27 protein-coding genes are annotated in these 21,562 nt (G+C 69.2%); 9 read left to right on the top strand and 18 right to left on the bottom strand.

Annotated elements, in window-relative coordinates:
• Window positions 1-171: 171 nt before the first annotated feature.
• The 5 genes from BN10_RS01495 to BN10_RS01480 form a co-directional block, all read right to left on the bottom strand.
• Window positions 172-441, bottom strand: coding sequence for a hypothetical protein (locus tag BN10_RS01495; RefSeq protein ID WP_010849374.1), 270 nt, complete (start codon window positions 439-441; stop codon window positions 172-174).
• A 62-nt stretch (window positions 442-503) separates the two neighbouring features.
• Window positions 504-659 (bottom strand): hypothetical protein, encoded by a 156-nt coding sequence (locus BN10_RS01490; RefSeq protein WP_156917087.1) that lies wholly within the window; start codon window positions 657-659, stop codon window positions 504-506.
• Between the two features lie 86 nt (window positions 660-745).
• Window positions 746-868 (bottom strand): hypothetical protein, encoded by a 123-nt coding sequence (locus tag BN10_RS17925; protein ID WP_010849372.1) that lies wholly within the window; start codon window positions 866-868, stop codon window positions 746-748.
• Window positions 869-1,084: 216 nt separating this feature from the next.
• Window positions 1,085-1,729: an NAD(P)-dependent oxidoreductase gene (locus BN10_RS01485; protein WP_010849371.1), complete on the bottom strand. Its 645-nt coding sequence runs from the start codon at window positions 1,727-1,729 to the stop codon at window positions 1,085-1,087.
• Window positions 1,730-2,417: 688 nt separating this feature from the next.
• Window positions 2,418-2,921 (bottom strand): MarR family winged helix-turn-helix transcriptional regulator, encoded by a 504-nt coding sequence (locus BN10_RS01480; RefSeq protein WP_010849370.1) that lies wholly within the window; start codon window positions 2,919-2,921, stop codon window positions 2,418-2,420.
• A gap of 38 nt (window positions 2,922-2,959) precedes the next feature.
• On the opposite strand from BN10_RS01480, the gene BN10_RS01475 reads away from it, so the two are divergent.
• The 3 genes from BN10_RS01475 to BN10_RS16065 are packed head-to-tail and all read left to right on the top strand — an operon-like array spanning window position 2,960 to window position 4,615.
• Complete coding sequence (locus BN10_RS01475) at window positions 2,960-3,622, top strand: maleylpyruvate isomerase family mycothiol-dependent enzyme (RefSeq protein WP_040750591.1); 663 nt, start codon at window positions 2,960-2,962, stop codon at window positions 3,620-3,622.
• Window positions 3,619-3,858: a VOC family protein gene (locus BN10_RS01470; protein WP_010849368.1), complete on the top strand. Its 240-nt coding sequence runs from the start codon at window positions 3,619-3,621 to the stop codon at window positions 3,856-3,858. The genes BN10_RS01475 and BN10_RS01470 overlap by 4 nt, the downstream gene beginning before the upstream one ends.
• A gap of 4 nt (window positions 3,859-3,862) precedes the next feature.
• The gene (locus BN10_RS16065) at window positions 3,863-4,615 is read left to right on the top strand and encodes a helix-turn-helix transcriptional regulator (protein WP_010849367.1); all 753 of its coding nucleotides are present in this window, start codon (window positions 3,863-3,865) and stop codon (window positions 4,613-4,615) included.
• A 31-nt stretch (window positions 4,616-4,646) separates the two neighbouring features.
• On the opposite strand, the gene BN10_RS01460 is transcribed toward BN10_RS16065, so the two are convergent.
• Together BN10_RS01460 and BN10_RS01455 are read right to left on the bottom strand one after the other, a co-directional pair.
• Window positions 4,647-5,342, bottom strand: a complete 696-nt coding sequence (locus tag BN10_RS01460; protein WP_010849366.1) for a hypothetical protein — start codon at window positions 5,340-5,342, stop codon at window positions 4,647-4,649.
• Window positions 5,339-5,818, bottom strand: coding sequence for a DUF6326 family protein (locus BN10_RS01455; protein ID WP_010849365.1), 480 nt, complete (start codon window positions 5,816-5,818; stop codon window positions 5,339-5,341). The genes BN10_RS01460 and BN10_RS01455 overlap by 4 nt, the downstream gene beginning before the upstream one ends.
• A gap of 160 nt (window positions 5,819-5,978) precedes the next feature.
• Between BN10_RS01455 and BN10_RS01450 the strand changes: the two genes are divergently transcribed.
• Both BN10_RS01450 and BN10_RS01445 read left to right on the top strand, forming a co-directional pair.
• On the top strand, window positions 5,979-7,118 hold the full coding sequence (locus BN10_RS01450) for a sensor histidine kinase (protein WP_010849364.1): 1,140 nt from the start codon (window positions 5,979-5,981) through the stop codon (window positions 7,116-7,118).
• The gene (locus BN10_RS01445) at window positions 7,115-7,762 is read left to right on the top strand and encodes a response regulator (protein ID WP_010849363.1); all 648 of its coding nucleotides are present in this window, start codon (window positions 7,115-7,117) and stop codon (window positions 7,760-7,762) included. Before BN10_RS01450 ends, BN10_RS01445 begins: the two co-directional genes overlap by 4 nt.
• 351 nt (window positions 7,763-8,113) lie before the next feature.
• Here the strand turns inward: BN10_RS01445 and BN10_RS01440 are convergent, their stop codons facing one another.
• From BN10_RS01440 to BN10_RS17080, 3 genes are read right to left on the bottom strand one after another with little or no spacing between them, the layout of a single operon-like run.
• Window positions 8,114-8,521 (bottom strand): PIN domain-containing protein, encoded by a 408-nt coding sequence (locus BN10_RS01440; RefSeq protein WP_010849362.1) that lies wholly within the window; start codon window positions 8,519-8,521, stop codon window positions 8,114-8,116.
• The gene (locus tag BN10_RS01435; protein WP_010849361.1) at window positions 8,518-8,778 is read right to left on the bottom strand and encodes a type II toxin-antitoxin system Phd/YefM family antitoxin; all 261 of its coding nucleotides are present in this window, start codon (window positions 8,776-8,778) and stop codon (window positions 8,518-8,520) included. The genes BN10_RS01440 and BN10_RS01435 overlap by 4 nt, the downstream gene beginning before the upstream one ends.
• Before the next feature lie 18 nt (window positions 8,779-8,796).
• Complete coding sequence (locus BN10_RS17080) at window positions 8,797-8,970, bottom strand: hypothetical protein (RefSeq protein WP_198013980.1); 174 nt, start codon at window positions 8,968-8,970, stop codon at window positions 8,797-8,799.
• Window positions 8,971-9,067: 97 nt separating this feature from the next.
• Between BN10_RS17080 and BN10_RS15440 the strand changes: the two genes are divergently transcribed.
• Together BN10_RS15440 and BN10_RS01420 are read left to right on the top strand one after the other, a co-directional pair.
• On the top strand, window positions 9,068-10,111 hold the full coding sequence (locus BN10_RS15440; RefSeq protein WP_010849359.1) for a GNAT family N-acetyltransferase: 1,044 nt from the start codon (window positions 9,068-9,070) through the stop codon (window positions 10,109-10,111).
• A gap of 212 nt (window positions 10,112-10,323) precedes the next feature.
• Entirely contained in the window at window positions 10,324-11,220 is an 897-nt protein-coding gene (locus BN10_RS01420; RefSeq protein WP_010849358.1) for an alpha/beta hydrolase, read from the top strand.
• Between the two features lie 105 nt (window positions 11,221-11,325).
• Here the strand turns inward: BN10_RS01420 and BN10_RS01415 are convergent, their stop codons facing one another.
• Window positions 11,326-11,976: a TetR/AcrR family transcriptional regulator gene (locus tag BN10_RS01415; RefSeq protein ID WP_010849357.1), complete on the bottom strand. Its 651-nt coding sequence runs from the start codon at window positions 11,974-11,976 to the stop codon at window positions 11,326-11,328.
• An 84-nt stretch (window positions 11,977-12,060) separates the two neighbouring features.
• Between BN10_RS01415 and BN10_RS01410 the strand changes: the two genes are divergently transcribed.
• The gene (locus BN10_RS01410; protein ID WP_010849355.1) at window positions 12,061-13,086 is read left to right on the top strand and encodes an NAD(P)-dependent alcohol dehydrogenase; all 1,026 of its coding nucleotides are present in this window, start codon (window positions 12,061-12,063) and stop codon (window positions 13,084-13,086) included.
• Between the two features lie 9 nt (window positions 13,087-13,095).
• On the opposite strand, the gene BN10_RS01405 is transcribed toward BN10_RS01410, so the two are convergent.
• On the bottom strand, window positions 13,096-13,437 hold the full coding sequence (locus BN10_RS01405; RefSeq protein ID WP_010849354.1) for a DUF2200 domain-containing protein: 342 nt from the start codon (window positions 13,435-13,437) through the stop codon (window positions 13,096-13,098).
• A gap of 77 nt (window positions 13,438-13,514) precedes the next feature.
• Between BN10_RS01405 and BN10_RS01400 the strand changes: the two genes are divergently transcribed.
• Window positions 13,515-16,268, top strand: a complete 2,754-nt coding sequence (locus tag BN10_RS01400; protein WP_010849353.1) for an AMP-binding protein — start codon at window positions 13,515-13,517, stop codon at window positions 16,266-16,268.
• A gap of 27 nt (window positions 16,269-16,295) precedes the next feature.
• Here the strand turns inward: BN10_RS01400 and BN10_RS01395 are convergent, their stop codons facing one another.
• The 6 genes from BN10_RS01395 to BN10_RS01370 all read right to left on the bottom strand — a co-directional run bounded on the left by BN10_RS01395 (window position 16,296) and on the right by BN10_RS01370 (window position 21,447).
• Window positions 16,296-16,943: a class I SAM-dependent methyltransferase gene (locus BN10_RS01395; RefSeq protein WP_010849352.1), complete on the bottom strand. Its 648-nt coding sequence runs from the start codon at window positions 16,941-16,943 to the stop codon at window positions 16,296-16,298.
• Between the two features lie 14 nt (window positions 16,944-16,957).
• Window positions 16,958-18,358 carry a class II fumarate hydratase gene (fumC, locus tag BN10_RS01390; protein WP_010849351.1) on the bottom strand — a complete coding sequence of 467 codons (1,401 nt, stop codon included), beginning with the start codon at window positions 18,356-18,358 and terminating at the stop codon, window positions 16,958-16,960.
• A 61-nt stretch (window positions 18,359-18,419) separates the two neighbouring features.
• Window positions 18,420-18,713, bottom strand: a complete 294-nt coding sequence (locus BN10_RS01385; protein ID WP_010849350.1) for a hypothetical protein — start codon at window positions 18,711-18,713, stop codon at window positions 18,420-18,422.
• A gap of 45 nt (window positions 18,714-18,758) precedes the next feature.
• Entirely contained in the window at window positions 18,759-19,706 is a 948-nt protein-coding gene (locus BN10_RS01380) for a 2-hydroxyacid dehydrogenase (protein ID WP_010849349.1), read from the bottom strand.
• A gap of 5 nt (window positions 19,707-19,711) precedes the next feature.
• Window positions 19,712-20,218, bottom strand: a complete 507-nt coding sequence (locus BN10_RS01375) for a MarR family winged helix-turn-helix transcriptional regulator (protein ID WP_010849348.1) — start codon at window positions 20,216-20,218, stop codon at window positions 19,712-19,714.
• Window positions 20,219-20,310: 92 nt separating this feature from the next.
• The gene (locus tag BN10_RS01370) at window positions 20,311-21,447 is read right to left on the bottom strand and encodes an aminotransferase class V-fold PLP-dependent enzyme (protein ID WP_010849347.1); all 1,137 of its coding nucleotides are present in this window, start codon (window positions 21,445-21,447) and stop codon (window positions 20,311-20,313) included.
• Between the last annotated feature and the right edge of the window lie 115 nt (window positions 21,448-21,562).

Raw genomic sequence — 21,562 nt, 5'->3', positions numbered from 1 at the left:
GAGCGCAGCCCCAGGACGCGGGCCGCCTCGAGGGCGACCATCACCTCGGCCGCAGTTTGCACACCGCCGGGCGGGCTAGTTTGCACGACGGGGGCACATACGGCGAGGTGTGCAAAGCAGGTCGTCTCAGACTATGAACGCGCTCACAGAGGCATGAGCGGATGCGCCCGGTCAGGTGAGGTGGGGGACGAGGTCTTGGGGCTGCCAGAGGATGTTGTGGTCCTGGCCGGGCAGCATCGTGGTGGTGGCGGCATAGGCGTCGGCGGCAGCGTGGGCGGTGGCGTGGAACCACTGAGGGCTGTTGCTTCCGACGAGGATGACGACGCGCTTGTCCGGGGGTGCGGTGCCGGGTCGGGGCGGCGTCCAGTCGGGTCCGTGGAGGGCGAGGTCGTTGGGGAGCGTGTGCGCCAATGCCGTCAACCAGGGTGGTGTTCCGACCACCTGTTGGATCGCGGCCGGTGGGACAAGGGCGGAGTGCTGCCGATGTTGACGCGATCTGGGCGTTAGTTACGTGCGGTGAGCGGCGGGCCGACGACGCGACGCAGGTCGGCGCCGGGGACGGCCGCGAGACGTTGTGGGTCGGGAAGATGGCCAGCCGGAACTGAGGTGAGGTAGTCACGCTGACCGCGGAAGAAGTACTCGATACCGCTGGGGGTCACGACGGTGATGCAACGGCACGGTTCCTGGCTCAGGTTCGCCACGGCATGGGGCACTCGCCGGGGAAACCACAGCATCCCGCCCCAGGTCAAGGCTCCCGGTCGTGGCCTACCTGGTCGTCGAGTTCGCCTTCGATCACGATGACCACTTCGTCCTCGGACTCGTGTAGCGAGTCACTGGACGTGAGGGCGTACCCGCGTGTGAAGGTCATGATCCTGGATGCCTGCCCGCCGCCGCTGAGCGCTAGGGACTCACGCTGAGATGGACGGCCGTGCGTGCGGACCCGCGGCTTTCCGCCGGGTGCTGGCCGCCTGGGCGCAGGCGGCGAATCCCGCGGCCTTCGCCGGGGTCGTAGCTTCGCCCGCGGCGCGGTGCTGCGGAGTAGGAGGTCGTGCACGCCGCGGGTAGCGGGCACCTGGGCGAGTGGTCAGTAAGCGATGCCGATGTGCTCTCGGTGATGACGCGGGTTCTCGATCTCGTCGACGATGGCGAGAGCGAAGTCGGCACCGGAGATGTTCGAGTTCCCGTCGGCGTCGAACAAGGCGATCTCGTCGCCGACCCGGTAGGTACCGGTGCGCTCGCCCGGGGCAAACGAACCGTAGCCACCAGCGGGGCTGATGAAGAGCCAGTCGAGTTCCTCGGGCGCCTGCTCCGCGAGCATCACCCGGGTGGCCTCACCCTCCAGGGCCTCGGCCCGGTACTGCTCCGGGATCTCACCCTCGACGACCCGCGGCAGGCCCGGCCCGGGTCGCAGCGAGCTGAAGCCGCCGATCTGCAGGTAGCGCGCACCGGATTGGGCCGATAGTCGGGCCAGCTCGCCGTACACCTCGACGAGACGGCCGGCCATGTCACCGCGCGGGGAGAGCGCCGCGACGACGACATCGGCGCCCGGCACGACGCGGGCCGCGACCTCGGAGACGCTGCCGACCTCGTAGCGCACGCCATCCACGGGTTCCTGGGGCTCTGACCGGCTGACGGAGATAACGTGGTGATCTCGCGCGGCCGCCTCCCGAACAACACTGCCGCCGGTGTACCCGGTCCCGCCGAAGACAACGATGGTGGCCACGAGCATGCTCCTCTACTGGTGAATCAGTCGGACTGACTCGTCAACCACCGCCCAGGCCCAGATGTTCCAGCATCCAAGAGCGAACCGCGCACATGCAGGCGCCCCTTTCCGCCGAGAGTGCCCGACGCCTTGGGTTTGGAAGCCACCCGCTTCATGGCGAGGGGCCATCGTCACCATCCGCTGTAGGGGGCCATGTCGTCGTCGGTGACGTGTCCTACGGCGGCCCAGTCGATGGCTTCGGTGTGACACCTCCCGGCGAGTCCGGAGACCTGATCCGTTGGAAGGATGCAGGTCATGGACGTCCGTCGAAGTACTCCTTGGAGTTTCGGGAGTGTGCTGTCCGGTTGGTGCTGGAGCAGCGGGATGAGTACCCCTCCGAGTTCGAAGCGATCCGGTCGGTCGGGGCCGAGCTCGGGGTGGGTCACCCGAAACGGTGCGCAAGTGGGTGCGCCGGTCCGAGATCGATGGTGGGAGCCGGCCCGCAGCCGGATCGGCGGTGTTCGAGCAGCCCGCCGGGCTGCCGCCTTGCCTGCGCTGGACGATATTCCGGCCGACGATGTCGGCGATGGCCGCGCTGCGGATGGACGGGCTGCGGTGCCGTTCGAGGTGATCGAGCAGTGCTGAGCGTGCTGGATGAACGCCCATGCCAGCCTCCGAGTGGAACGCTCCGCCCCCTTGACACGGAGTAGGGGCATCAGTCCCGCGTCCGGCGACTGACGCCACCCTGCGAGACGTCATCGGCGTACGGGTCGGTGATCGCGCGCAACGCGAGCAACGCAGCGGTGAGTTGCTGCATCCTGCGGGCGCCGAGGTGCGCGGCCCACTCGGCCTCGATCGCCGCTTGGACGGGCGCGGCGACGGCGATGACCTCGCGGCCCCTGCTGGTGATGCGGATGAGTCGCGCCCGGGCGTCGTGAGGATCGGGGGTCCGGGCGAGGTAGCCGGCCGCTTCGAGCTCGTCGACCAGGTGTCCGGCGGTCTGTTTGGTCACCTGGGCTGACCGGGCCAGGGTGGTCAGCCTCGATCCGCCAGGGTCGACACGTTGGAAGACCCGGGCCTGGGCCAGGGTGATGGGATGCCCTGCGGCGCGTACGGCGGCGAGCACCCGGTCCTCCAGGTGACGGTAGGGAAGGAACAGCAGCACACCCAGGCCCGGACTGTCCACGAAAACCCCTTGCACGTCGTCGAATCGCACCACACACTAGTCAGATATTCTTACTACATGTGGAGGGCGAGATGGATGAGACACGCTGGCAGGACGTGGAACGCGAGCGGCTGAGCCTGGCTGATCTGCTCGACTCCCTCACCTCGGCCCAGTGGGAGACGCAGTCGCTGTGTGAGCGTTGGCGGGTCAGAGACGTCGCCGCGCACGTGGCGATGAGCCCGGTCCCGGAGCCGAGCATGTCCACCCTCGTCGCCGCCCTCGTCCGGGCGCACGGCCACCTGTGGGAGGCCGCGGCTGCGATCGCCGTCGACTACGCCCAACGACCCACCGAGGAGATCGCCGCAGGATTGCGTCGCGTCGCTGCCTCCCGGGCCGTGCCCCGAGTCACGAACCCCGACAACCTGCTCATGGACCTGCTCGTGCACGGGCAGGACATCACCATCCCGCTGGGCATCGAGCGACCCATGCCGACCGACGCCGCGGTGGCCGGCTTCCGCCGGGTCTGGTCGATGGGGTGGCCCTTCCACGCCCGCCGGCGGATGCGCGGCATGCACCTGATCGCCACCGACGCCCCGGTCGATGTCGGCGACCCCGACGGGGCGCGCGTCCAGGGCCGGTTGGGCGACCTGCTGCTGCTCATCACCGGACGCGCCGATCCCGCGCTCGACCGGCTCGACGGCGAAGGCACTGCTCGCCTTCGCTCCATCCCACGACCCTCTGGAGGCACTCGATGATCCCCACCCTGGACGGCGTCCACCATCTCAAGCTGCCCGTCACCGACCTCACGCGGTCGATCGCCTGGTACGCCTCCCGACTCGGGTATGCCGTCGCCGTCGAGTTCCACGAGGACGGTCACCTTGCGGGGGTGGTCCTGGACCGCCCCGCTGGCGGGCCCCAGCTGGGACTGCGCCTGGACCCCGACCGGGGCCCGCGCCGCCGCCGGGTTCGACTACTTCGCCATCGGCGCTGATCCGGTGGGCTCCTTGTGGCTCGACACCGACGGTCGACCTGAGACGTGCCATCGATTCGCCGACTTTCTGGAGCCTCGACTCGGCGCCATCGACGAACTCCGCATCGCCTTCACCGGCGACGGTCTGCTGTGGGCCGGTCTGGCCATGCACCGGGATCGCGGTGAGGCGCCGTTCAGTCACAGTGACCGGGATGTCCTACGCCGAATGATTCCCACCGTCGTGGATGGGTTGCGGCACAGCCTTTTCCACGGGGCTCCTGTCGAGGGCAACGACCGCTGGATCCAGGCGCCGGCCGTCATCATGGTGACCGCCTCAGGTTTCCAGGCCTCGAGCGCCGGGCTGGCCGCCATCGATGACCTCGGCGGCCTCGACCACGGGGATCTCCCGACCAGCATGTTGAGCGTCGTCGGTTCCGTGCGCAGTGGCGCTCCGGCGGCGATGGTTCGGACCAGGGACACCACGGGCCGCTGGGTGACGATTCGGGCGGCTCCGTTGTCGGACGGGGCCAGCGTCGTGCTCAGCGTCACTGCGACGAGCGCCGTCGAACTGTTCCCTCTGGCCACCGGCGCCTTCGGACTCACCCGACGCGAGCAGGAGGTCGCTGACCTCGTGCTCCAGGGAACATCGACCGCGGCGATCGCCAAGGCCCTCGTCCTGTCGCCGCACACGGTTCAGGATCACCTGAAGTCCATCTTCCGCAAGTTCGGGGTCGCGAGCCGCCGCGACCTCGTCGGCCGGTTCATCGGCACTCAGTGAGTGCCCTGCTGGGTCCCGGGGCCGCCGGTCGTCAGGCCACGCCCGAGAGGACGGTCGCCTGACCGGACCGGTGCGCCGGCCGAGTCCGCAAGAGCCGAAGGCCAATCGCCACGAGCCACACGACCCAGATGCCGAAGCCTGCCACCCCCACGAAGACGACCGGGGAGCCCTCTGCGACAGCCCCGCTCGCCACGCCCGCCACGAGCATCAGTCCACCCCCGAAGAGACCCAGGACTCGCTGCCACCCCCACGTCAACCCGCTCGCACTCGCTGCCCACGCGGCCCCAGCGAAGGTGGCCCCCAGGGCGGCAAGCGCGAATCCGAAGGCGGCGGCATGCATGCGCCAGATGACCTCGAGAGTGTCCGTCGGCGAGGTGAGATCGCGCGCGGAGAGCACGACTCCCATCCACAGGACGGCGTAGAGGACGAACCCCGAAGACGCCGTCGCGGCCGCAGCCACGGCCAGCCGCGACCCACCCAAGCCCGACCGCCCGCGGCGCGTGACCAGCCCGTGCAAGCCGGTCACGAACCCCAGGAGCAGGGGCACGTTGAGCGCCTCCAACCCGACGGCCAGCGTGACGAGACCCCGATGCTCCGAGTGGAAGGTGAGGACCTGCGTCATCGGATCGCTGTAGGTCGGCGCACCGGACGCGAGGACCACGTTCTGGATGATCACGGACACCACCAGGGCGATCGCCGTCGCGCCGACGGCTCGCTCGGCCCTCACGGCATACCGATCGGGGGCGACGCGGGCTGACGACGGGAGACCGCCGGCGAGACCGTGAGGGGCCAGGTCCAGGCCGAGCGAAGGATGAAGGCCAGCACGATGAGTTCGAGGGCGAAGCCAAGTCCGTAGTAGAAGGGCCACTGGCCACCGGTCACGTTGAACGCCATCCACGGCATGAGCAGGGTGGCCACGCCGAGGTTCGTCCGGCGGGCCGCTCGGGCCGGTAGGGCGGCCGACAGCACGAGCATCATGATCGGCACCGCTGCTGCCGTCAGAGCGGCCATGAAGAACCCTTCAGTGATGTCGAAGGTGTGCACTTGGCCCTTGAGGATGCCGGACACGGCACCGGGCGCGTAGAAACCCAGGACGTCGACGTAGATGTAGAGGCACATGAAGGCAGCCCACGCGGCAGCGAGTTTGGCCCGCACCGACATCGGCTGGTCGTCCAACGCTATGGGTGGGTGACTGACGGTCATCGTGGTCTCCTTGGGTGAGGTGGATATGTGCCGCAACGCTCGCCGACATCGGCGCCGCACGCCTCGGTCGCGTGGCCCGGATCCGCCTGGCCGATAGCACGACGTCGATCTCGTTCTTTGGGCCGATCCGCGGCCGTTCGCCGAGCCCTAGGCTCAGCCCGTGCCCACCAACCGGCGACCCCTCTGGCGCGAGCCGCGGCCGGCCGTGGTGCCACCGGCCGGTGCGCTCGACCGCCTCCTTGTGGGTGTGTATGCCGTGGCTGTCCTCGTCGAGGTTGCCTTCCGTCCGGGGCTGGCCTGGCGACCGCTGCTCGCCGTGATCGGCCTGGCCCTCGCGCCTGCCTTGCTCTGGCGGCGACAGCACCCCCTCCTGGCGACACTCGTCGGCTGGGGCCTGGCCGGTCTGCTCTCTGTCCTCGAACTGACGATGGACCCCGGTGCGCTCGACCTCTGGGCCCTGATGGCCGTCCTGGCCCTGCTCTACTCCTTGGCGCGCTGGGGCTCCGGCGGGGAGATCGCCGTCGGGACGGCATACGTCGCGATCATCACGGCACTCGGCATGTATGCGACGTCCGCGGGACGGGCGGACGTCGTTGGCGGGAGCGCCCTCCTGCTCTGCGTCGTCGCTCTCGCGGCGGCCTTCCGGTATCGCGCAGACGCGCGCGATCGCGAGCGACTCGAGATCCGCAACGAAGAGCGCGTTGCCCTGGCGCGCGACCTCCACGACACCATCGCCCACCATGTGTCCGCCATCGCGGTGCAGGCACAGGCTGGCGGTGTCGTCGCGCGGATGCAGCCCGATCGGGCCGTCGAGGTCCTCGCGGCCATCGAGGCGGAGGCCTCGCGAACCCTTGCCGAGATGCGGACCGTGGTCCGGGTCCTGCGAGACGACGAGGTCGTCGACTATGCCCCCGCGCCGGGGATCGCGGACCTCCCGGCCCTCGCCCGTGCCGATGCGACCCCCACTGTCGAGGTCACCCTCGTGGGCTCCTTGAACCCACTCTCCCGCCCGGTCGACACCGCTCTCTACCGGCTCGCGCAGGAATCCTTGACCAATGCCCTGCGGCACGCGTCGAGCCCGACACGCGTCGCGATCGACGTGCGACGGGAGGGAGCAACCATCCGGTTGCGCGTCACCGACGACGGCCTCACCCAGTCCGGCGCGACGCCCCAAGCCGGTTTCGGGCTGCTCGGCATGGCCGAACGCGCCCAACTCCTCGGCGGGTCCCTCACAGCCCGGCCTGCACCCGAGGGCGGCTGGGTCGTCGAGGCCGTGCTGCCCGTGGACGCGCTGCCATGACCATTCGCGTTGTCGTTGCCGACGACCAGGACCTCGTCCGCGCCGGGCTCGTCATGATCCTCGGCGCGTACCCGGCGCTGGAGGTGGTCGGAGAGGCGGCCGACGGCATACAAGCCCTCGACCTCACCCGCCGACTGCGTCCCGACGTCCTGCTCGTCGACATCCGGATGCCCGGGCTCGACGGCGTCGAGGTGACCCGGCGGGTGGCCGGACCGGACGTCACGGACCCCATCGCCGTCGTCGTCATCACGACGTTCGACCTCGACGAGTACGTCCTCGGGGCCCTGCGGGCGGGCGCGCGCGGCTTCCTGCTCAAGGACGCCGGGCCCGAACTCCTCGTGCAGGCCATCCACGCGGCGGCCGCCGGGGATGCGCTGATCGCCCCCAACGTCACTCGCCGGCTCCTCGCCACCTTTGCTGACCGGGCCCCCGCGGCGCCGGTTCAACCCATCGACCCGCTCACCGAGCGTGAGGAAGAGGTGCTCGTGCTCGTCGCGCGAGGCTGGACGAATGCGGAGATCGCCCGCGAGCTCTACGTGAGCCTGAGCACGGTCAAGTCCCATGTCGCCTCATTGATGGCCAAGCTCGGCGCCCGGAACCGGGTCGAGATCGCGATGTGGGCCTACGACACCAAACGCACCTGAACGTGCGTCAGGGAACGCCCGGATGCGGCCGCCCGGTATCCATGGCACGGCGGATGAGTTGAACGCCCGTGACGCGGGCGGCAAGCGTCAGCCACGATCCGGGTGTCGCCGTCGCGCCCACACAAACTCACCAATAGTGAGCTTTCGGTCACTGCCCGCCGATGCGGCCGGGCTCCTGGGCAGGCATGCTCGGCCGACGACCGGCGACCGGCGACCCGGGCTCGATCACCCGGCCAGCAGGCCAAGGGGGAGGGCCGAGATTCGCTCGCTCACGGCATACCAAGTAACGCGGTGTGGACCACGAAACCCGCAACGAATCGCTATCCGCCCGGAGCCTCGACACCCCGAGGTTCACACCTTGATGACGTCGAGTGCGCCCAACTCGCTCAGCGCGTCGAAGTCGTCGTCCTGGCTGATGACGGGAAGGTCATTGGCAATGGCGATGGCCGCGATCCACAGGTCATTGACGTTCGCTCGCCGCCCGGCGTCGCGCAACCGGACCCGCAGTTCGGCCCACACTTGGGCGGCGCGGACGTCAACGGGGAGCACCTCGGTGTCGAGTGCCACCTGCAAGGTGTCGAGCCGCCGCGAGCGCGAGATGCTGTCGCCGGCTGCGAGGACGCCGGCCTGCAACTCGGCAATGGTGATGACACTGACCACGGCTTCGTCCGGGAGGAGTTCACGAGAAATGGTGCGGCCCAGCTCGGCGGAGATCCAGACGCTCGTGTCGAGGAGCCCTCGTGTCGGAGTCGTCGTCACCCCAGGTCGCCGAGATCGTCCGTCGTGCCCTCGGAGATCCACGCCATGTCCGCCGCCAGCGCGGCATCGGGGCGTTGTCTATCGAGCAGGGCGAGCACCTCGTCCTTGGGCACAGCGGGTCGGCGCTGACTGCTGACGCGGTGCAACTCTGCCACGGGGCGCCCGTGGACCGTCACGGTGTAGACCTCGCCCCGAGCCACACCGTCAAGGACGGTGGAGGTGTGGTTGCGCAGGTCCCGCGAAGCAATGGTCGGCACGTGCGCAAATGTAGCACTTCATGCACATCTCAGCCGGCCGTCGGCAACTCGGCCAGGGCCCTCGGTGAGAACGGCGACGGCCGCGACGACGACGAGGTCGCAGAACAACTCGAGCCAGTCGTTGCGCTCACCCTCCGTTGCTGGCTCCTCGGCCGTCGCTTCGGCGTGCTCCTCCGCAGCGCTGCTCGTCATGGCGGGCATCGTAGAGGCCGACTGCCTGCCACGGTCGCCGAGCGGGTGTGACGAAATTCGGTTGCCCGGCACTGCACTTCGGGAGGACTCTGAGGCGATGAGCGATGTCCAGCCCGGCGGTCCCTTCCCGATGCGGACCGATCGACTGGTGCTGCGCTTCGTCCGGGAGGAGGACGTCGAGACGCTCACGGCATACCGAAATGATCCCGACGTCAACGCGCTGCAAGACTGGGACCTGCCCTATCCGGAGTCCCGGGCGCGGGCTCTGGTCGCGGCCCACGAGGGCCTCACCGACGTCGCGGCCGGCGGCCATCACCAGGTCGCGATCGAGCTGGACGGCGAACTCGTCGGCGATGTCTACGTCGGGATCCACGAGCAGGGTGGCATCGCCGAGATCGGCTTCACCCTGATCCCGGCCGCGCAGGGCCGCGGGATCGCCCACGAGGCGGTCGACGCGCTCCTCGCGCACCTCGTCGGCCATCACGGCATCCACCGGATCCAAGCCGAACTCTCCAAGGACAATCTCGCCAGTCAGCGCCTGATCGAGCGGCTGGGCATGACCTTCGAGTCGCTCACCCGGGATTCCTACTGGTGGCGCGGCGCGTGGGACGACAACCTCAACTACTCGATGACCGCCCAGGAGTGGCGCGATTGGCGCAGCCGGCCACGAACCCCGCCAACGCAGATCCGACTCGTCGAGATCACCGATGACAACCACCTGACCTACGCACGGGTCGCGGTGCACACGTCGCAGAACCGGTTCGTCGCGAGCGTCCACAACTCCTATGTCGACGCCCTCTTCCACGGCGATCGTCACGGCAAGCCGCTCATCCCGATCCTGCGCGGCATCGAGGCCGACGGTGAGCCGGTCGGCTTCCTCATGTACTCCGAGAACGGCCCCTACCTCTGGCGCTTCCTCGTCGACCGGCGCCACCAGCAGCGAGGCATCGGCCGACGTGTGCTCACCGAGTGGATCGAGCAGATGCGCGCGGACGGGCACGAGTGGGTCGAGACGAGTTGGGTGCCGGGGAAGGGCTCGCCCGAACCCCTTTACCGGTCCGTCGGGTTCGTGCCGACGGGCGAGATCGAGGAGGGCGAGATCGTCGCCCGCCTGCCCCTGCGGTCGGGACGGCCGAGGTGAGGGGGTATGCCGCGAAGCCGTGGCCGTTCGGGGACCCATGCTCCGCAGGGGCTCAGGTCAGGCCGTCCGCCCGCCTCGAGCGATCATCCCGGCGGCGCCCTCGGGCGGCGACGATCCCGGCGCTTCGCCGCCTCGACATCCCTTGATGGCTTTCAGGAATCCTTGATCTGCCTCGCAGGTTGTCCGAACGCGGCGCAGCCAGGATGGGCCGGGTGCAGGGCACCGTGCAGACCGGGGGTCGAGCGGGCGGGCGGATTCGCGCCCTCCTCCTCGCGGCGGTCGTCGGCGTCCTGCTCTCGGCCTGTGGTGGCAACCATCCACGTGGCGAGGTGGCCGGCCCGCCGGGAGTCGAGGTGCTCCGTGACCTCGCCTACGGCTCCGACCCCGCCCAGCGGCTCGATGTCCACCGGCCGGCTGATGCCCAGCACGCCCCGATCCTCGTCATGGTCCATGGCGGAGGTTGGCGCCGCGGTGACAAGGCCAACCCGGGTGTTGTGAAGAACAAGGTGGCGCACTATGTGCCAGCCGGCTACCTCGTCGTCTCCATCAACTACCGTCTCTCACCCGAGGTGGACCCGCTGGCCCAGGCCCACGATGTCGCGGCTGCGCTGTCGTTCGTGCAGTCCGAGGCGAGCGCTTGGGGTGGGGATCCGAGTCGGATCGTGTTGATGGGCCATTCGGCCGGTGCCCATCTGGTGTCCTTGGTGACCGCCGATCCGGGCTATCGCGAGGGGGCCGGGGCGGCGCCCTGGCTCGGCACGATCGCCCTGGACAGCGCTGCCTACGACGTGCCGCAGATCATGAACGGTCCCCATCCGGCCCTCTACGACGACGCCTTCGGCCAGGACGAGGTGCTGCAGCGCGAGGCTTCGCCGACCCTGGTCCTCTCGGGAACGCCGGAGCCAGTGCTGCTCGTCTGCGGCTCGAATCGAGCAGAGGCGTGTCCTCAGGCGGACGCCTTCGGTGCGGCTGTCCGCGCTCACGGCTCCACCGCGACGGTCCTGCCGATCGATATGTCGCATGGTGACATCGACAGCCAGGTCGGCGTCGCTGGACCCTTGACGAGCGCCGTCGACGACTTCCTCACCTCGCTCGGTCTCCCGACCTGACGCTCCGCACGCCGGGTTCACGCCGACAGCGCGGGCCGAGGGAACTCAACTCGCACCCGGCTACAGGAGTGCTTGTGGTTGCGTGCGGGATCTGTTCCAGCGACGTCAGTCCGCGCTGGAGAGCCGCGACTGAATCCCGTCGAGGACGAGGTCGAGCCCCGGCTCGAACTCGCGGGTGAACGAGTACCCCGGCACGAGGATCACCTCCTGCGTGAACCACACCATGTTGGGGTAGGACGCGAGGGCCTCACCGAAGGCGTCCTGCTCGATCATGGCGGCCGCCTCGTCGCCGCTCTCGAAGGGCAGCGTCGCCTCCTGGAGGACGAAGCCGTAGACGAACGCGTCGACGATGGCATAGGCACGTGCCACCTGCTCCGGAGTGAAACCCGCCGCGCGCAGACAGGCGATGTTCGCCTCGTGATAGGCCAGGTTCGCCGGCCCCGGGGCACGCCGGGACTCCATCAGCGGAAGCGCCCAGGGGTGGGCGTGGAGGACCTGTCGGACCGAGACCGATCGACGGCGCAACTCCGCGCGCCATTGGCCGCTGGCCTCGGGAAGGAGGATCGCGGCATACACCCGGTCGACCATGGCGTCGAGGAGGGCGTCCTTGCTCGCGAAGTGGTGGTAGAGCGACATCGCCTCGACGCCGAGCTCCCTGGCCAGCCCGCGCATGGTCAGAGCCTCGAGGCCGTGCCGGTCGGCGAGGGCGAGTGCTGTCGTGACGACGGCCTGCGGGGTGAGCTTGCGCGCTGGCACAGGGATTCCTCTCGCGATTGCCATTTCTTACGGCGTAATGCTACGGTACCAAACCTTACTTTGTATGGCTTCAGGAGGCCGTTCATGCCCCCCTCATCCCAGGAGTCCTCGGTGACCGTCGAGCCGGACCTGCCGACGACCATGCGGGCGGTTACTCGACGCGTCTACGGCGGACCGGAGGTGGTGGACATCGAGCAGGTGCCGCGCCCTGACCCCGGCCCGGGTGAAGTCCTCGTCAAGGTGGCCGCAGCCGGACTCGACCGGGCGACCCTGCACCTGCTGACCGGCCTTCCGTATGCCGCGCGGGCCGCCTTCGGCCTGCGGCGCCCTCGCCAGCCGGTTCTCGGTCAGCAGGTCGCCGGGCAGGTCGTCGCCGTCGGTGAGGGCGTGAGTGGGTATGCCGCGGGCGACCGGGTGTTCGGCACCGCGGCGGGGTCCTTGGCGGAGTTCGCGGTCGCCGACGTGGCCACCGTGGCCACCACCCCGGAGTCGGTCAGTGATGTCGAGGCGTCGACGATCGGGGTGTCGGGTCTGACCGCACTGGGCGCTGTGGTGACGCAGGGGCGCGTTCAGAAGGGCGAGCGCGTGCTCGTCCTCGGCGGGTCAGGGGCCGTGGGCAGTTTCGCGGTCCAGCTGGCTGCTCGCCACGGGGCCGAGGTGACGGCGGCCTGCAGTGGGGCCAAGACGGAGTTCGTCGCCGGCCTCGGGGCCCATCGGACGGTCGACTACCGGACGACCTCATTGGCTCAGATGGGTGACCCTTTCGACCTCATCATCGACATCGGCGGCAATCGCTCGGTGGGTCGCTTGCGCTCTGCCCTGAGGCCCGAGGGTCGGCTCGTCATCGTCGGCGGTGAAGGGGGAGGGCCGATGCTCGGCGGCATCCAACGCAACTTCTGGGCCTCCATCGCCAACCGCTTCACCCGACGTGAGCTGGGCTGGTTCTTCTCCCGCACCACTTCGCAGGGGTGCGCCCAACTCGCCGAGGAGATTTCGACGCGCACCATCGTGCCGTCCATTGATCGCATCGTCGGACTGGCCGAGGCGAGTCGTGCCCTGACCGCCATGCAGCGTGGGGAACTACGCGGTCAAGCCGTGATCTGCCCTTGAGCTGCCGGGTCAGGCCGGGAGAACCTTGGCCATCGGCTTGCCCTTGGCCAGGTCGTCGACGAGCTTGTCGAGGTAGCGGATCTGGCGCATGAGCGGGTCCTCGACCTCCTGGATCCGCACGCCACAGACCGATCCGGTGAGGAGGGCGGACTTCGGATTGAGGTCAGCGGCAGCGAAGAAGTCGGCAAAGCTCGTGCGGTCCGACAGGTGTCGCCGCAAGGTGGGCTCGTCGAAGCCGGTCAGCCATTCGACGGCCTCGGTGAGCTCGGCCTCGGTGCGCCCCTTCTTGGTCACCTTGGTGACGTAGTGCGGGTAGACGTCCGCGACGGCGGTGTTGAAGATCCGGTGCACGCGGTCAGCCTAGACGGCGTGGTATCGACCAATTGCCTCACAGCGGAGGAGGGACGCCACTAGGGTCATTCCCCACGATGAGTGCGGGGATGATCGAGGACGCCTCCACCGGGGCACCGGCCGAGCGGTTCGTCTCCGGCCTGACCCGCCACGGCCACCGGCCTGCCCTTCGTGAGGGAAACCGAACCATCACCTACGACGCGATGACCCAGTTGGTCGACCGGGCCACCGAGCAGTGGACCGCGATGGGTCCGAGTCGTCGGCTGGTGCACTTCGAGCCGGTCGCGACGATCGATGCGGTGGCCTCCTGGCTCGGGGCAGCCCGAGCCGGCCATGTTGTCGCCCTCATTCCGCCCGGCCGTGGGGCGGGGTTCCGGCAGCGCTACGACCCGGACTCGATCGCCGGTCGCACCCGAAGCGGATGGCAGGTGGAGCACCTGCGGCGGCGTTCCCGTCATGAGCTGCACCCTGATCTCGGACTGCTCATGACGACCTCCGGATCGACCAGCAGTCCGCGTCTGGTCCGCCTCTCCTTCGACAACCTGATGGCCAACACGGAGGGAATCGTCGATGCGCTCGGTATTCGTGCCGAGGACGTCGCCGTGACGACTCTGCCCCTCAGCTACTGCTATGGACTGTCGGTCCTCCACACGCATCTGGCGGTGGGTGCCAGTGTCGTCCTGACGGCGCGTTCGGTCACGGATTCCGTTCTCTGGCAGCAGATGTCGAGGGCTGGCGTGACCACCCTGAGCGCCGTGCCGCACACCTTCGACCTGTTGACGGCCGCCGGACGGTCTCCAGGACAACTCCTGGCCATGCGCCAGGTCACCCAAGCAGGTGGCCGCCTCGACCCCGCCGTCGCCCGAGAGTGGGGCACGCGTGGCCACGAGGAAGGGTGGGACCTTCGGCTCATGTATGGCCAGACCGAGGCGACGGCCCGCATCTCGGTCTCCGCCCCGCACGAAGCAGTGCGGCACCCCGATCGGGTTGGTCGCCCCATTGCCCACACCCAGGTGGAACTGCGCACCGAGGGTCGCGTGGCGCTTCCGGGCGAGGTGGGGGAGATCCATGTTTCGGGCCGAGGAGTCATGCTCGGCCATGCTCTCTCCAAGGCCGACCTGGCACTCGGGGCCGCCGTCTCCGATCTCGCCACTGGTGATCTGGCGCGACGCCACCCCGATGGCACCCTGGAGATCCTGGGTCGAGGATCGGACTTCGTGAAGATCGCCGGGCTCCGCATCGACCTGGCCTGGCTCGAGAGCAGTTTGGCCCGACGAGGGGTCACGGCCCTCGTCACCGCAGGCACCCACGATCTGCATGCCTTGGTCGAAGATCGACCGACCATCGACGTGGGGGAGACCCGTCGCGCCATCGCCGAAGTGGCCGGCCTCCCGCCGCATCGGATCCGCGTCCTCCTCGCGCCGGCGCTCCCTCGAACCGACAGCGGCAAGCCGGATCGTGTCACCGCGCGCGCCCTCTTCGATGGATCCCCGTCGCCTCCGGTGCACCACGCCGACGTGGCATCGGAGGGTTCGGGTCGCGCGGATCGCCACAGCCCTCGGTCGCGCGCGGACGCGTCCGCTTCTCGTCGGCTCAAAGCGGTCACCGAGATCTATGCCTCGTGCCTGGGTGTGGCCGACGTCAGACCAGACGCCAGCTTCGTGGCTCTGCACGGAGACTCGCTGTCCTATGTCGAAGTCTCCGTGCGACTCGAGCAGGTGCTCGGTCAGGTGCCGAAGGACTGGCAGCGCCTGAGCGTGTCCGAACTTGCCTCCGGTCGGCGGACGCGTCGGGCCTCGGGCCGGTTCGCGCAGGTGGACACGACCATCGTCCTGCGCGCGGTGGCCATTGTGCTGATCGTGCTCGAACACGCCGACGTCATCAAGATCCTGGGGGGTGCCCACATCCTCCTGGCGGTCGCCGGGTTCAACTTCGGTCGATTCCTCGCAGCCCAACCGTCCCGGAGGGAACGCGCGACGGCGGTGTTCCACAGTCTGGCTCGCCTGGTGATTCCCACTGTCGCCTGGGTGACCCTGGCGACCGTTGTCATGGATCGTTACGCGTGGCCCAATTTCGTCTTGCTCAACTGGGTGTTCGGTCCCGATGTGTGGGGCATCCGCTCCTCCCTGTGGTTCATCGAGGCGCTCTTCTGGATCACCCTTGCGGTCCTGGGCCTGCTGTCCATCCCGGCCGTCCATCGGCTCTGCACCAGGTCACCCATGCGCATCAGCCTCGCCGTGGTCATCGTCGCCCTGGCCCTGCGGTGGGGGCCCCTGGACCTGACCGACCCCACGGTGCACGAATCGGCACCGGCAGTGCTCTGGCTCTTCGCCATTGGCTGGGCCGCTGCGCTGGTCCGCCGCCGCTGGGAACGACTTCTCGTCGCGGGACTCTTCCTGGCCGGCATGGTGGGGTACTTCGCGGACCGGCACCGCGAGCTGGTCATCATTGCCGGCGTCCTGGTCCTGGTGTCCCTGCCTGCGCTCGCACTGCCCCGGCGGCTCGTGGCGCCCGCCAGTGCGCTGGCGGGCGCAAGCCTCTACATCTACATCACACACTTCGAGGTCTTCGCGTTCCTGGAATCATCGGCGGTGACGCCGTGGTCCGAGCTGGGAGACAGCGCATGGGGTCGGGCGGCCGCCGGTCTCACCTTCGGGTTGGCCCTCTGGGGGGTGCGGCGCCAGATCACTCGCGCCCGCATCGGAGCCGTGCGGCGTCACCTCAACGGTCACTGGCCGGTGCCGTCATCTCCCTCCGCACGCAGGGCAGCCGCATCGCTCGCCCAGATGGATCGAGACCGTCCCGATGAGCGAGTGCGGTCGCCGAGATGACTCCCCGCCCGGCGCTCCCAGCGCGGATCAGGGGGAGGGTCGACGGCCGGCCGCCAGGAGCAACGGGAACCGCCGCTCCTCACCCTCGACCTCTTTGACGTCGAACCCGGCGTCGCCCACGGTGACCTCGACGAGGCCCGCCGCCGTCAGCCACCGACCCAGGTCCTCGCGGCTGAAGCCATGGTGACCGCTGAAGCCGTGGACGTGCCGATGGAAGCCACCGTCGGCGTCGTGCTCCAAGTCGGCGAGCGCGGCCCAACCACCGGGTGTCAGCAACGCGGCCAGTCGCCCGATGACGCCCGGCACGTCGCCCATGTGGTGCAGCGCGAGTTGGCTCAGGACGAGGTCGAAGGTCTCGTCCGGCAGGTCATCGTGCTCGATGTCGAGCCGGCGGGCGGACCACCCGGCATACGCGGGATCCGCGAGCATCTCGCCGGCGACGTCCACCATTGCGCCCGAGACGTCCGTGACGACGGCCGTGCCGATGTCGTCGACCAAGGCGCGGCTGAGCAATCCCGTGCCGCCGCCGACCTCGAGCACACGCATCGCGGGCGACAACGGCACAGTGTCCCGGATCGCCGCCGCGATCATGTCGGCGCGCTCCCGCGCATGAGGCCGGCTGTCCCACTCCGCCGCGAGGTCGTCGAACCGGCGGTGATCGTCATGCGCTGTCATGCAGTCATCCTCACTCAGGCCGGGTGGGTCATGTCGGCGGGCACGACCCAGGCGTCGAAGTCGTCTCCGGCAACCCCGGACGCCATCGCGGCCTCGCGCAGGGTGGTTCCGTCGCGGTGGGCCTTCTTGGCGATCGCGGCCGCCGCGTCGTAACCGATGTGCGGGTTGAGCGCGGTCACGAGCATGAGGTTGGTGGCCAGGTTGTGGTCGATCCGCTCCGCATTGGCTCGTATGCCGCGGGCACAGTGCTCGTCGAAGGCGCCACACGCGTCGCCGAGCAGGCGGGCGGACTCGAGCACCGCGTGTGCCATGACCGGCTTGAAGACGTTGAGTTCGAAGTTGCCCTGGCTGCCCGCGAAGGCCACGGTCGCGTCGTTGCCGAAGACCCGCGTGCAGACCATGGTGAGGGCTTCGCTCTGGGTGGGGTTGACCTTGCCGGGCATGATCGAGGAGCCGGGTTCATTCTCGGGGATGGTGATCTCGCCGATTCCGTTGCGGGGACCGCTGGCCAGCCAACGCACGTCGTTGGCGATCTTCATCGCTGCCACCGCCAATCCGCGCAGGGCGGCGCTGACGGCGACGAGGGCGTCATGAGCCGACAGGGCTGCGAAAAGGTTCGTGGCCTGCCGGAACTCCAGGTGCGTCAGCTTCGAAAGATGCTGTGCCACAAGCGAGCCGAAGTCCCGATGCGTGTTGAGGCCAGTCCCTACGGCCGTGCCCCCGATCGCCAATTCGGCCAGACTCTCCTCGGCGTGCCGGACCCCCGCCAAGGCGGCATCCAACTGCGCCACCCAAGCGGAGATCTCCTGGCCGAGCGTGATCGGCGTCGCGTCCTGGAGGTGGGTGCGCCCCACCTTGACCAGCCCGGCATACTCCTTGGCCTTGGCATCGAGGGTGTCGCGCAGGGCCTCGACAGGGCCATAGAGCCTCTCGTGCAGTTCGAGCCGGATGGCGACGTGCATGGCCGTCGGGAAGGTGTCATTGCTCGACTGGCCCCGGTTGACGTGGTCGTTTGGGTGGATCGGGGTCTTGCTCCCCATGGTGCCGCCGAGGACCTCGATCGCCCGATTGGCGATGACCTCGTTGGCGTTCATGTTCGACTGGGTGCCACTGCCGGTCTGGAAGACGACGAGGGGGAAGTCGCCGTCACGCTCCCCGTCGACGACCTCGCGGGCGGCGCGCCGCACCGCTTCCACCTGGTCCGCGTCGAGGGAGAGCGTGCCCAGCTCCGCGTTGGCCTCCACCGCCGCCAACTTGAGCAGGCCGAGGGCGCGGATCATCGTGCGACCCCACACGAAGGTGTCCCTGCCGATCGGGAAATGCTCGATGCTGCGCTGCGTCTGCGCGCCCCAGTAGTGCTCCGCCGGAACCTCGATCGATCCCATGCTGTCGGTCTCGGTGCGTGTCGCGCTCATCTCGCCAGCGTAAGCCGGTCAGCGACCGCCCGGTGGTGGCCGGTGACCGCCGGGAGGCCGCTCAGCAGGTCGCGTCGCTGGCTCCGTCGGGGCCGTTGGTGGCCCGCGCCAGGGTTACGAGGTCGCGCAAGACGGCGTCATCGACGTCCTCGAGCCGAGGGATGTAGACGCACGCGACGCTGAGCGTGTGCCGGCCGAGCCGGTCGAGGAGGAGAAGCGCGTCGGGGCTCTCGGCCAGGCCGTAGAGGGTCAGTTCGCCGTAGCCGGCGATAGAGGGACCCCACAGGACCGGGTCAACGCCGGTGACCTCCCCGAAGAGGTCGAGCATCGCCAGCGAGACCCGTCCACCGGCCACGGCTCCGACGCGAGGGTCGACTGGTGCGGGGGAACGGGATCTCGGTCATGCTCGCCCCATTTCGGGGACCGGGGTGACCAGCGGTCGGCCAGCCAGATGAGCGTCGATGTTGTCCATGACGAGCCGGGCCATCGCCTCCCGTGTCGCCACCGTGGCGCTGGCGATGTGGGGGGTCAGCACGACGTTGTCGAGGGTCAGGAGCCGCTCCGGAACGTGGGGTTCGTCGGCGAAGACGTCGAGTCCGGCGCCGGCGATCCGGTGCTCGGCGAGGGCCTCCACGAGCGCGTCCTCGTCGACGACCGAGCCGCGAGCGACGTTGACGAGGAAGCCGTCCGGGCCGAGCGCGTCGAGGACGTCGCGGTTGACGAGGTGTCGGGTGCCGTCTCCGCCTGGTGTGAGGACGACCACGACATCACTGAGGCGGGCGAGATCGACTGGTGTCGCGGCATACGCCCAGGGGACGTCCTTCGGGGAGCGGGAGTGATAGGTGATGACGGCGCCCAGGGCGCTGAGGCGTTCGGCCGTGGCGCTGCCGATCCGACCCAGACCCAGGATTCCGACCCGGGTGCGGCCGACCTCGCGAGTCAACGGGAACCGTTCTCCGGCAGCCCATTTCCCGGATCGGACGAACCGGTCGGCCGCCGTGACTCCGCGAAGGACATCGAGGACGAGGGCGACGGTGAGGTCGGCGACAGCGTCGTCGAGGACGTCCGGGGTGTGCGAGACCACGATCCCGCGCCGAGCTGCCTCGGCGACGTCGACGTTGTCGTAGCCGACCCCATAGACGGTGATCGCTTCGAGCCCCGGGAGGGCGTCCATCTCAGTGGCGCCGATGGTGGGGCCGGGGCCGACGACCGCCACGGCCACCGCGGCAGGGTCAGGGATGTCTGCGACCGACGCCGCGGCATACCGATCGGCGAGCCAGTCCCGGAAGAAGGGCATGAGGGCGCCAACGACGGCGACTCGGTGCTCGGCTGGGCCCTCCGGCTCCATGGGACTCACTCCTTGGATGATGGGCGGTGACTACCGATGGTGTGGCCGGTCATGCGGCCCTCGGGGTCCAGCGCGTCGAGTAGGGCGGTGGTGATGGCGCCGAGTTGGGTGACCTGCTCCGGGGTGAGGACGTCGAAGATCTTCTCGCGGACGATCTCGACGTGACCGGGAGCCGAGTCGACCAGGTGGGCGAGCCCGGCCTCGGTGAGATGGGCGTTCGTGGCGCGGGCATCGGTGCTGTTGCGCGTGCGGTCGACGAAGCCGCGGTCCTCGAGGCGCCGCACGACATGAGACAGGCGCGGCAGCGTGGCGTTCGTGCGCTGGGCCAGAGCGGACATCTGGAGGGTGTGACCGGGGTCCTCGGAGAGCATGGCGAGGACCAAATACTCGAAATGGGTGAGGCTGGCGTCCCGGCGCAATTGCTGGTCCAGGGTGCTGGGAAGCAACTCGGTGACGGCCACGAGGCGCACCCAGGTCGCCAGTTCCTCGGCGTCCAGCCAGCGGGTGCTCATCGCCTGAGTGTAGCCCGTTTGTTGACCTGACAACCTTTGGTCTGCGGTGGACTGACGTCCGGTCGGCCGGGTGCTCGAGGCCACCCGGGAGGTCAGCCGCCCGTCGTGGCCCGGTCGAGAGCGTGCTCGAGGCGTTCGATGGTGCCGGAGACGTCATCGAGTTTGTCGAGCCCGAAGAGTCCGAGTCGGAAGGTGGACCACGAGTCGGGTTCGCCGCATTGGAGTGGCACGCCGGCGGCCACTTGGACGCCGACCTGCCTGAAGGCAGCGCCGGACTGGAGGGCTGGGTCGTCGGTGTGGACGACGACGACGGAGGCCGCGGCATACTCCGGGGCCGCGACCGAAGCGAAGCCGCGATCGGCCAGCCTCGCCCGCACCGCCTCGCCCAACTCGAGCTGCGCCGCCTCGAGCTTGTCCAGCCCGCGTGCCACGGTCTCCTCGGCGACGGCCGCGTTGGCCAGGATCGAGTCGGTCGGCAGGGTGGCGTGATACGGGGTGCGGCCCTCGACATAGGCGTCAGCGATCCCGAGCCAGGCTTTGAGATCGAGGGCAAAGCTGCTCGAGGTCGAGGCCTCGACGGCCGCCCGTCCGTGCTCACTGAGCAGCACATAGCCCGTCGCCGGCGTGCCGCTCCAGCCCTTCTGAGGTGCCGAGATGAGCACGTCGATGTCGAGCTGCTGCATGTCGACCCACAGGGCACCGGAGGCGACGCAGTCGAGGACGAGCACGCCACCCACGGCGTGAACTGCCGCCGCGAGCCGGCGCACGTAGTCGTCCGGGAGCAACATCCCGGCGGCTGTCGCGACGTGCGGGGCGAAGACGACGCCCGGCCTCACCTGCGCGATGGTCTTCTCGACCTCGTCGATCGGGGCCGGCACCCATGCGCTGTGTGGTGAGTCATCGACGGGCTGCGCCTGGCACAGGGTGACCTCGGCCGCGATTCGGCCCGCCTCGAGGATGGCCGACCAGCGGAACGAGAAGAGGCCGTTGCGGACGACGACGACGTCCTTGCCGCCGGCGAGCTGTCGCGCGACCGCCTCCATGGCACAACTGCCACCGCCGGGGATGAGCGCGACGGCCTGCGCGGCATACGTCTCCCGCAGGGTCGACAGGAGCGACTGCATGGCCCTGGTGAAGCGGGCCGACATGTGGTTGAGGGAGCGGTCCGTGAAGACCACGGAGAACTCGAGCAGGCCATCGGGGTCGATCTCGGCGCGGGGCAGATCCATGCCAGCCAGCGTGGCACAGCCAACGCCGCCGTGGTTGCTGACCGCCGCCCGAAGGGGGTTAGGGGGTGTCGGGGCGTCTGCAGTTGCGCCACCCACGGGGGCATGTCACATGCGC

Source organism: Phycicoccus elongatus Lp2, from assembly GCF_000367525.1.
In the GTDB taxonomy this organism is placed as follows: Bacteria; Actinomycetota; Actinomycetes; order Actinomycetales; family Dermatophilaceae; genus Phycicoccus_A; species Phycicoccus_A elongatus.
The sequence above is the reverse complement of the archived record's forward strand: the minus strand, read 5'-3'. Positions and strand labels throughout refer to the sequence as shown.

Bases quoted from the DNA above. Each gene is read 5' to 3' on its own strand.
- BN10_RS17925 (WP_010849372.1), bottom strand. From the start codon at position 868: ATGACCTTCACACGCGGGTACGCCCTCACGTCCAGTGACTCGCTACAC.
- BN10_RS01485 (WP_010849371.1), bottom strand. From the start codon at position 1,729: ATGCTCGTGGCCACCATCGTTGTCTTCGGCGGGACCGGGTACACCGGC.
- BN10_RS01475 (WP_040750591.1), top strand. From the start codon at position 2,960: ATGGATGAGACACGCTGGCAGGACGTGGAACGCGAGCGGCTGAGCCTG.
- BN10_RS01470 (WP_010849368.1), top strand. From the start codon at position 3,619: ATGATCCCCACCCTGGACGGCGTCCACCATCTCAAGCTGCCCGTCACC.
- BN10_RS01455 (WP_010849365.1), bottom strand. From the start codon at position 5,818: ATGACCGTCAGTCACCCACCCATAGCGTTGGACGACCAGCCGATGTCG.
- BN10_RS01445 (WP_010849363.1), top strand. From the start codon at position 7,115: ATGACCATTCGCGTTGTCGTTGCCGACGACCAGGACCTCGTCCGCGCC.
- BN10_RS17080 (WP_198013980.1), bottom strand. From the start codon at position 8,970: ATGACGAGCAGCGCTGCGGAGGAGCACGCCGAAGCGACGGCCGAGGAG.
- BN10_RS15440 (WP_010849359.1), top strand. From the start codon at position 9,068: ATGAGCGATGTCCAGCCCGGCGGTCCCTTCCCGATGCGGACCGATCGA.
- BN10_RS01410 (WP_010849355.1), top strand. From the start codon at position 12,061: ATGCCCCCCTCATCCCAGGAGTCCTCGGTGACCGTCGAGCCGGACCTG.
- BN10_RS01400 (WP_010849353.1), top strand. From the start codon at position 13,515: ATGAGTGCGGGGATGATCGAGGACGCCTCCACCGGGGCACCGGCCGAG.
- BN10_RS01395 (WP_010849352.1), bottom strand. From the start codon at position 16,943: ATGACAGCGCATGACGATCACCGCCGGTTCGACGACCTCGCGGCGGAG.
- fumC (WP_010849351.1), bottom strand. From the start codon at position 18,358: ATGAGCGCGACACGCACCGAGACCGACAGCATGGGATCGATCGAGGTT.
- BN10_RS01380 (WP_010849349.1), bottom strand. From the start codon at position 19,706: ATGGAGCCGGAGGGCCCAGCCGAGCACCGAGTCGCCGTCGTTGGCGCC.
- BN10_RS01375 (WP_010849348.1), bottom strand. From the start codon at position 20,218: ATGAGCACCCGCTGGCTGGACGCCGAGGAACTGGCGACCTGGGTGCGC.
- BN10_RS01370 (WP_010849347.1), bottom strand. From the start codon at position 21,447: ATGGATCTGCCCCGCGCCGAGATCGACCCCGATGGCCTGCTCGAGTTC.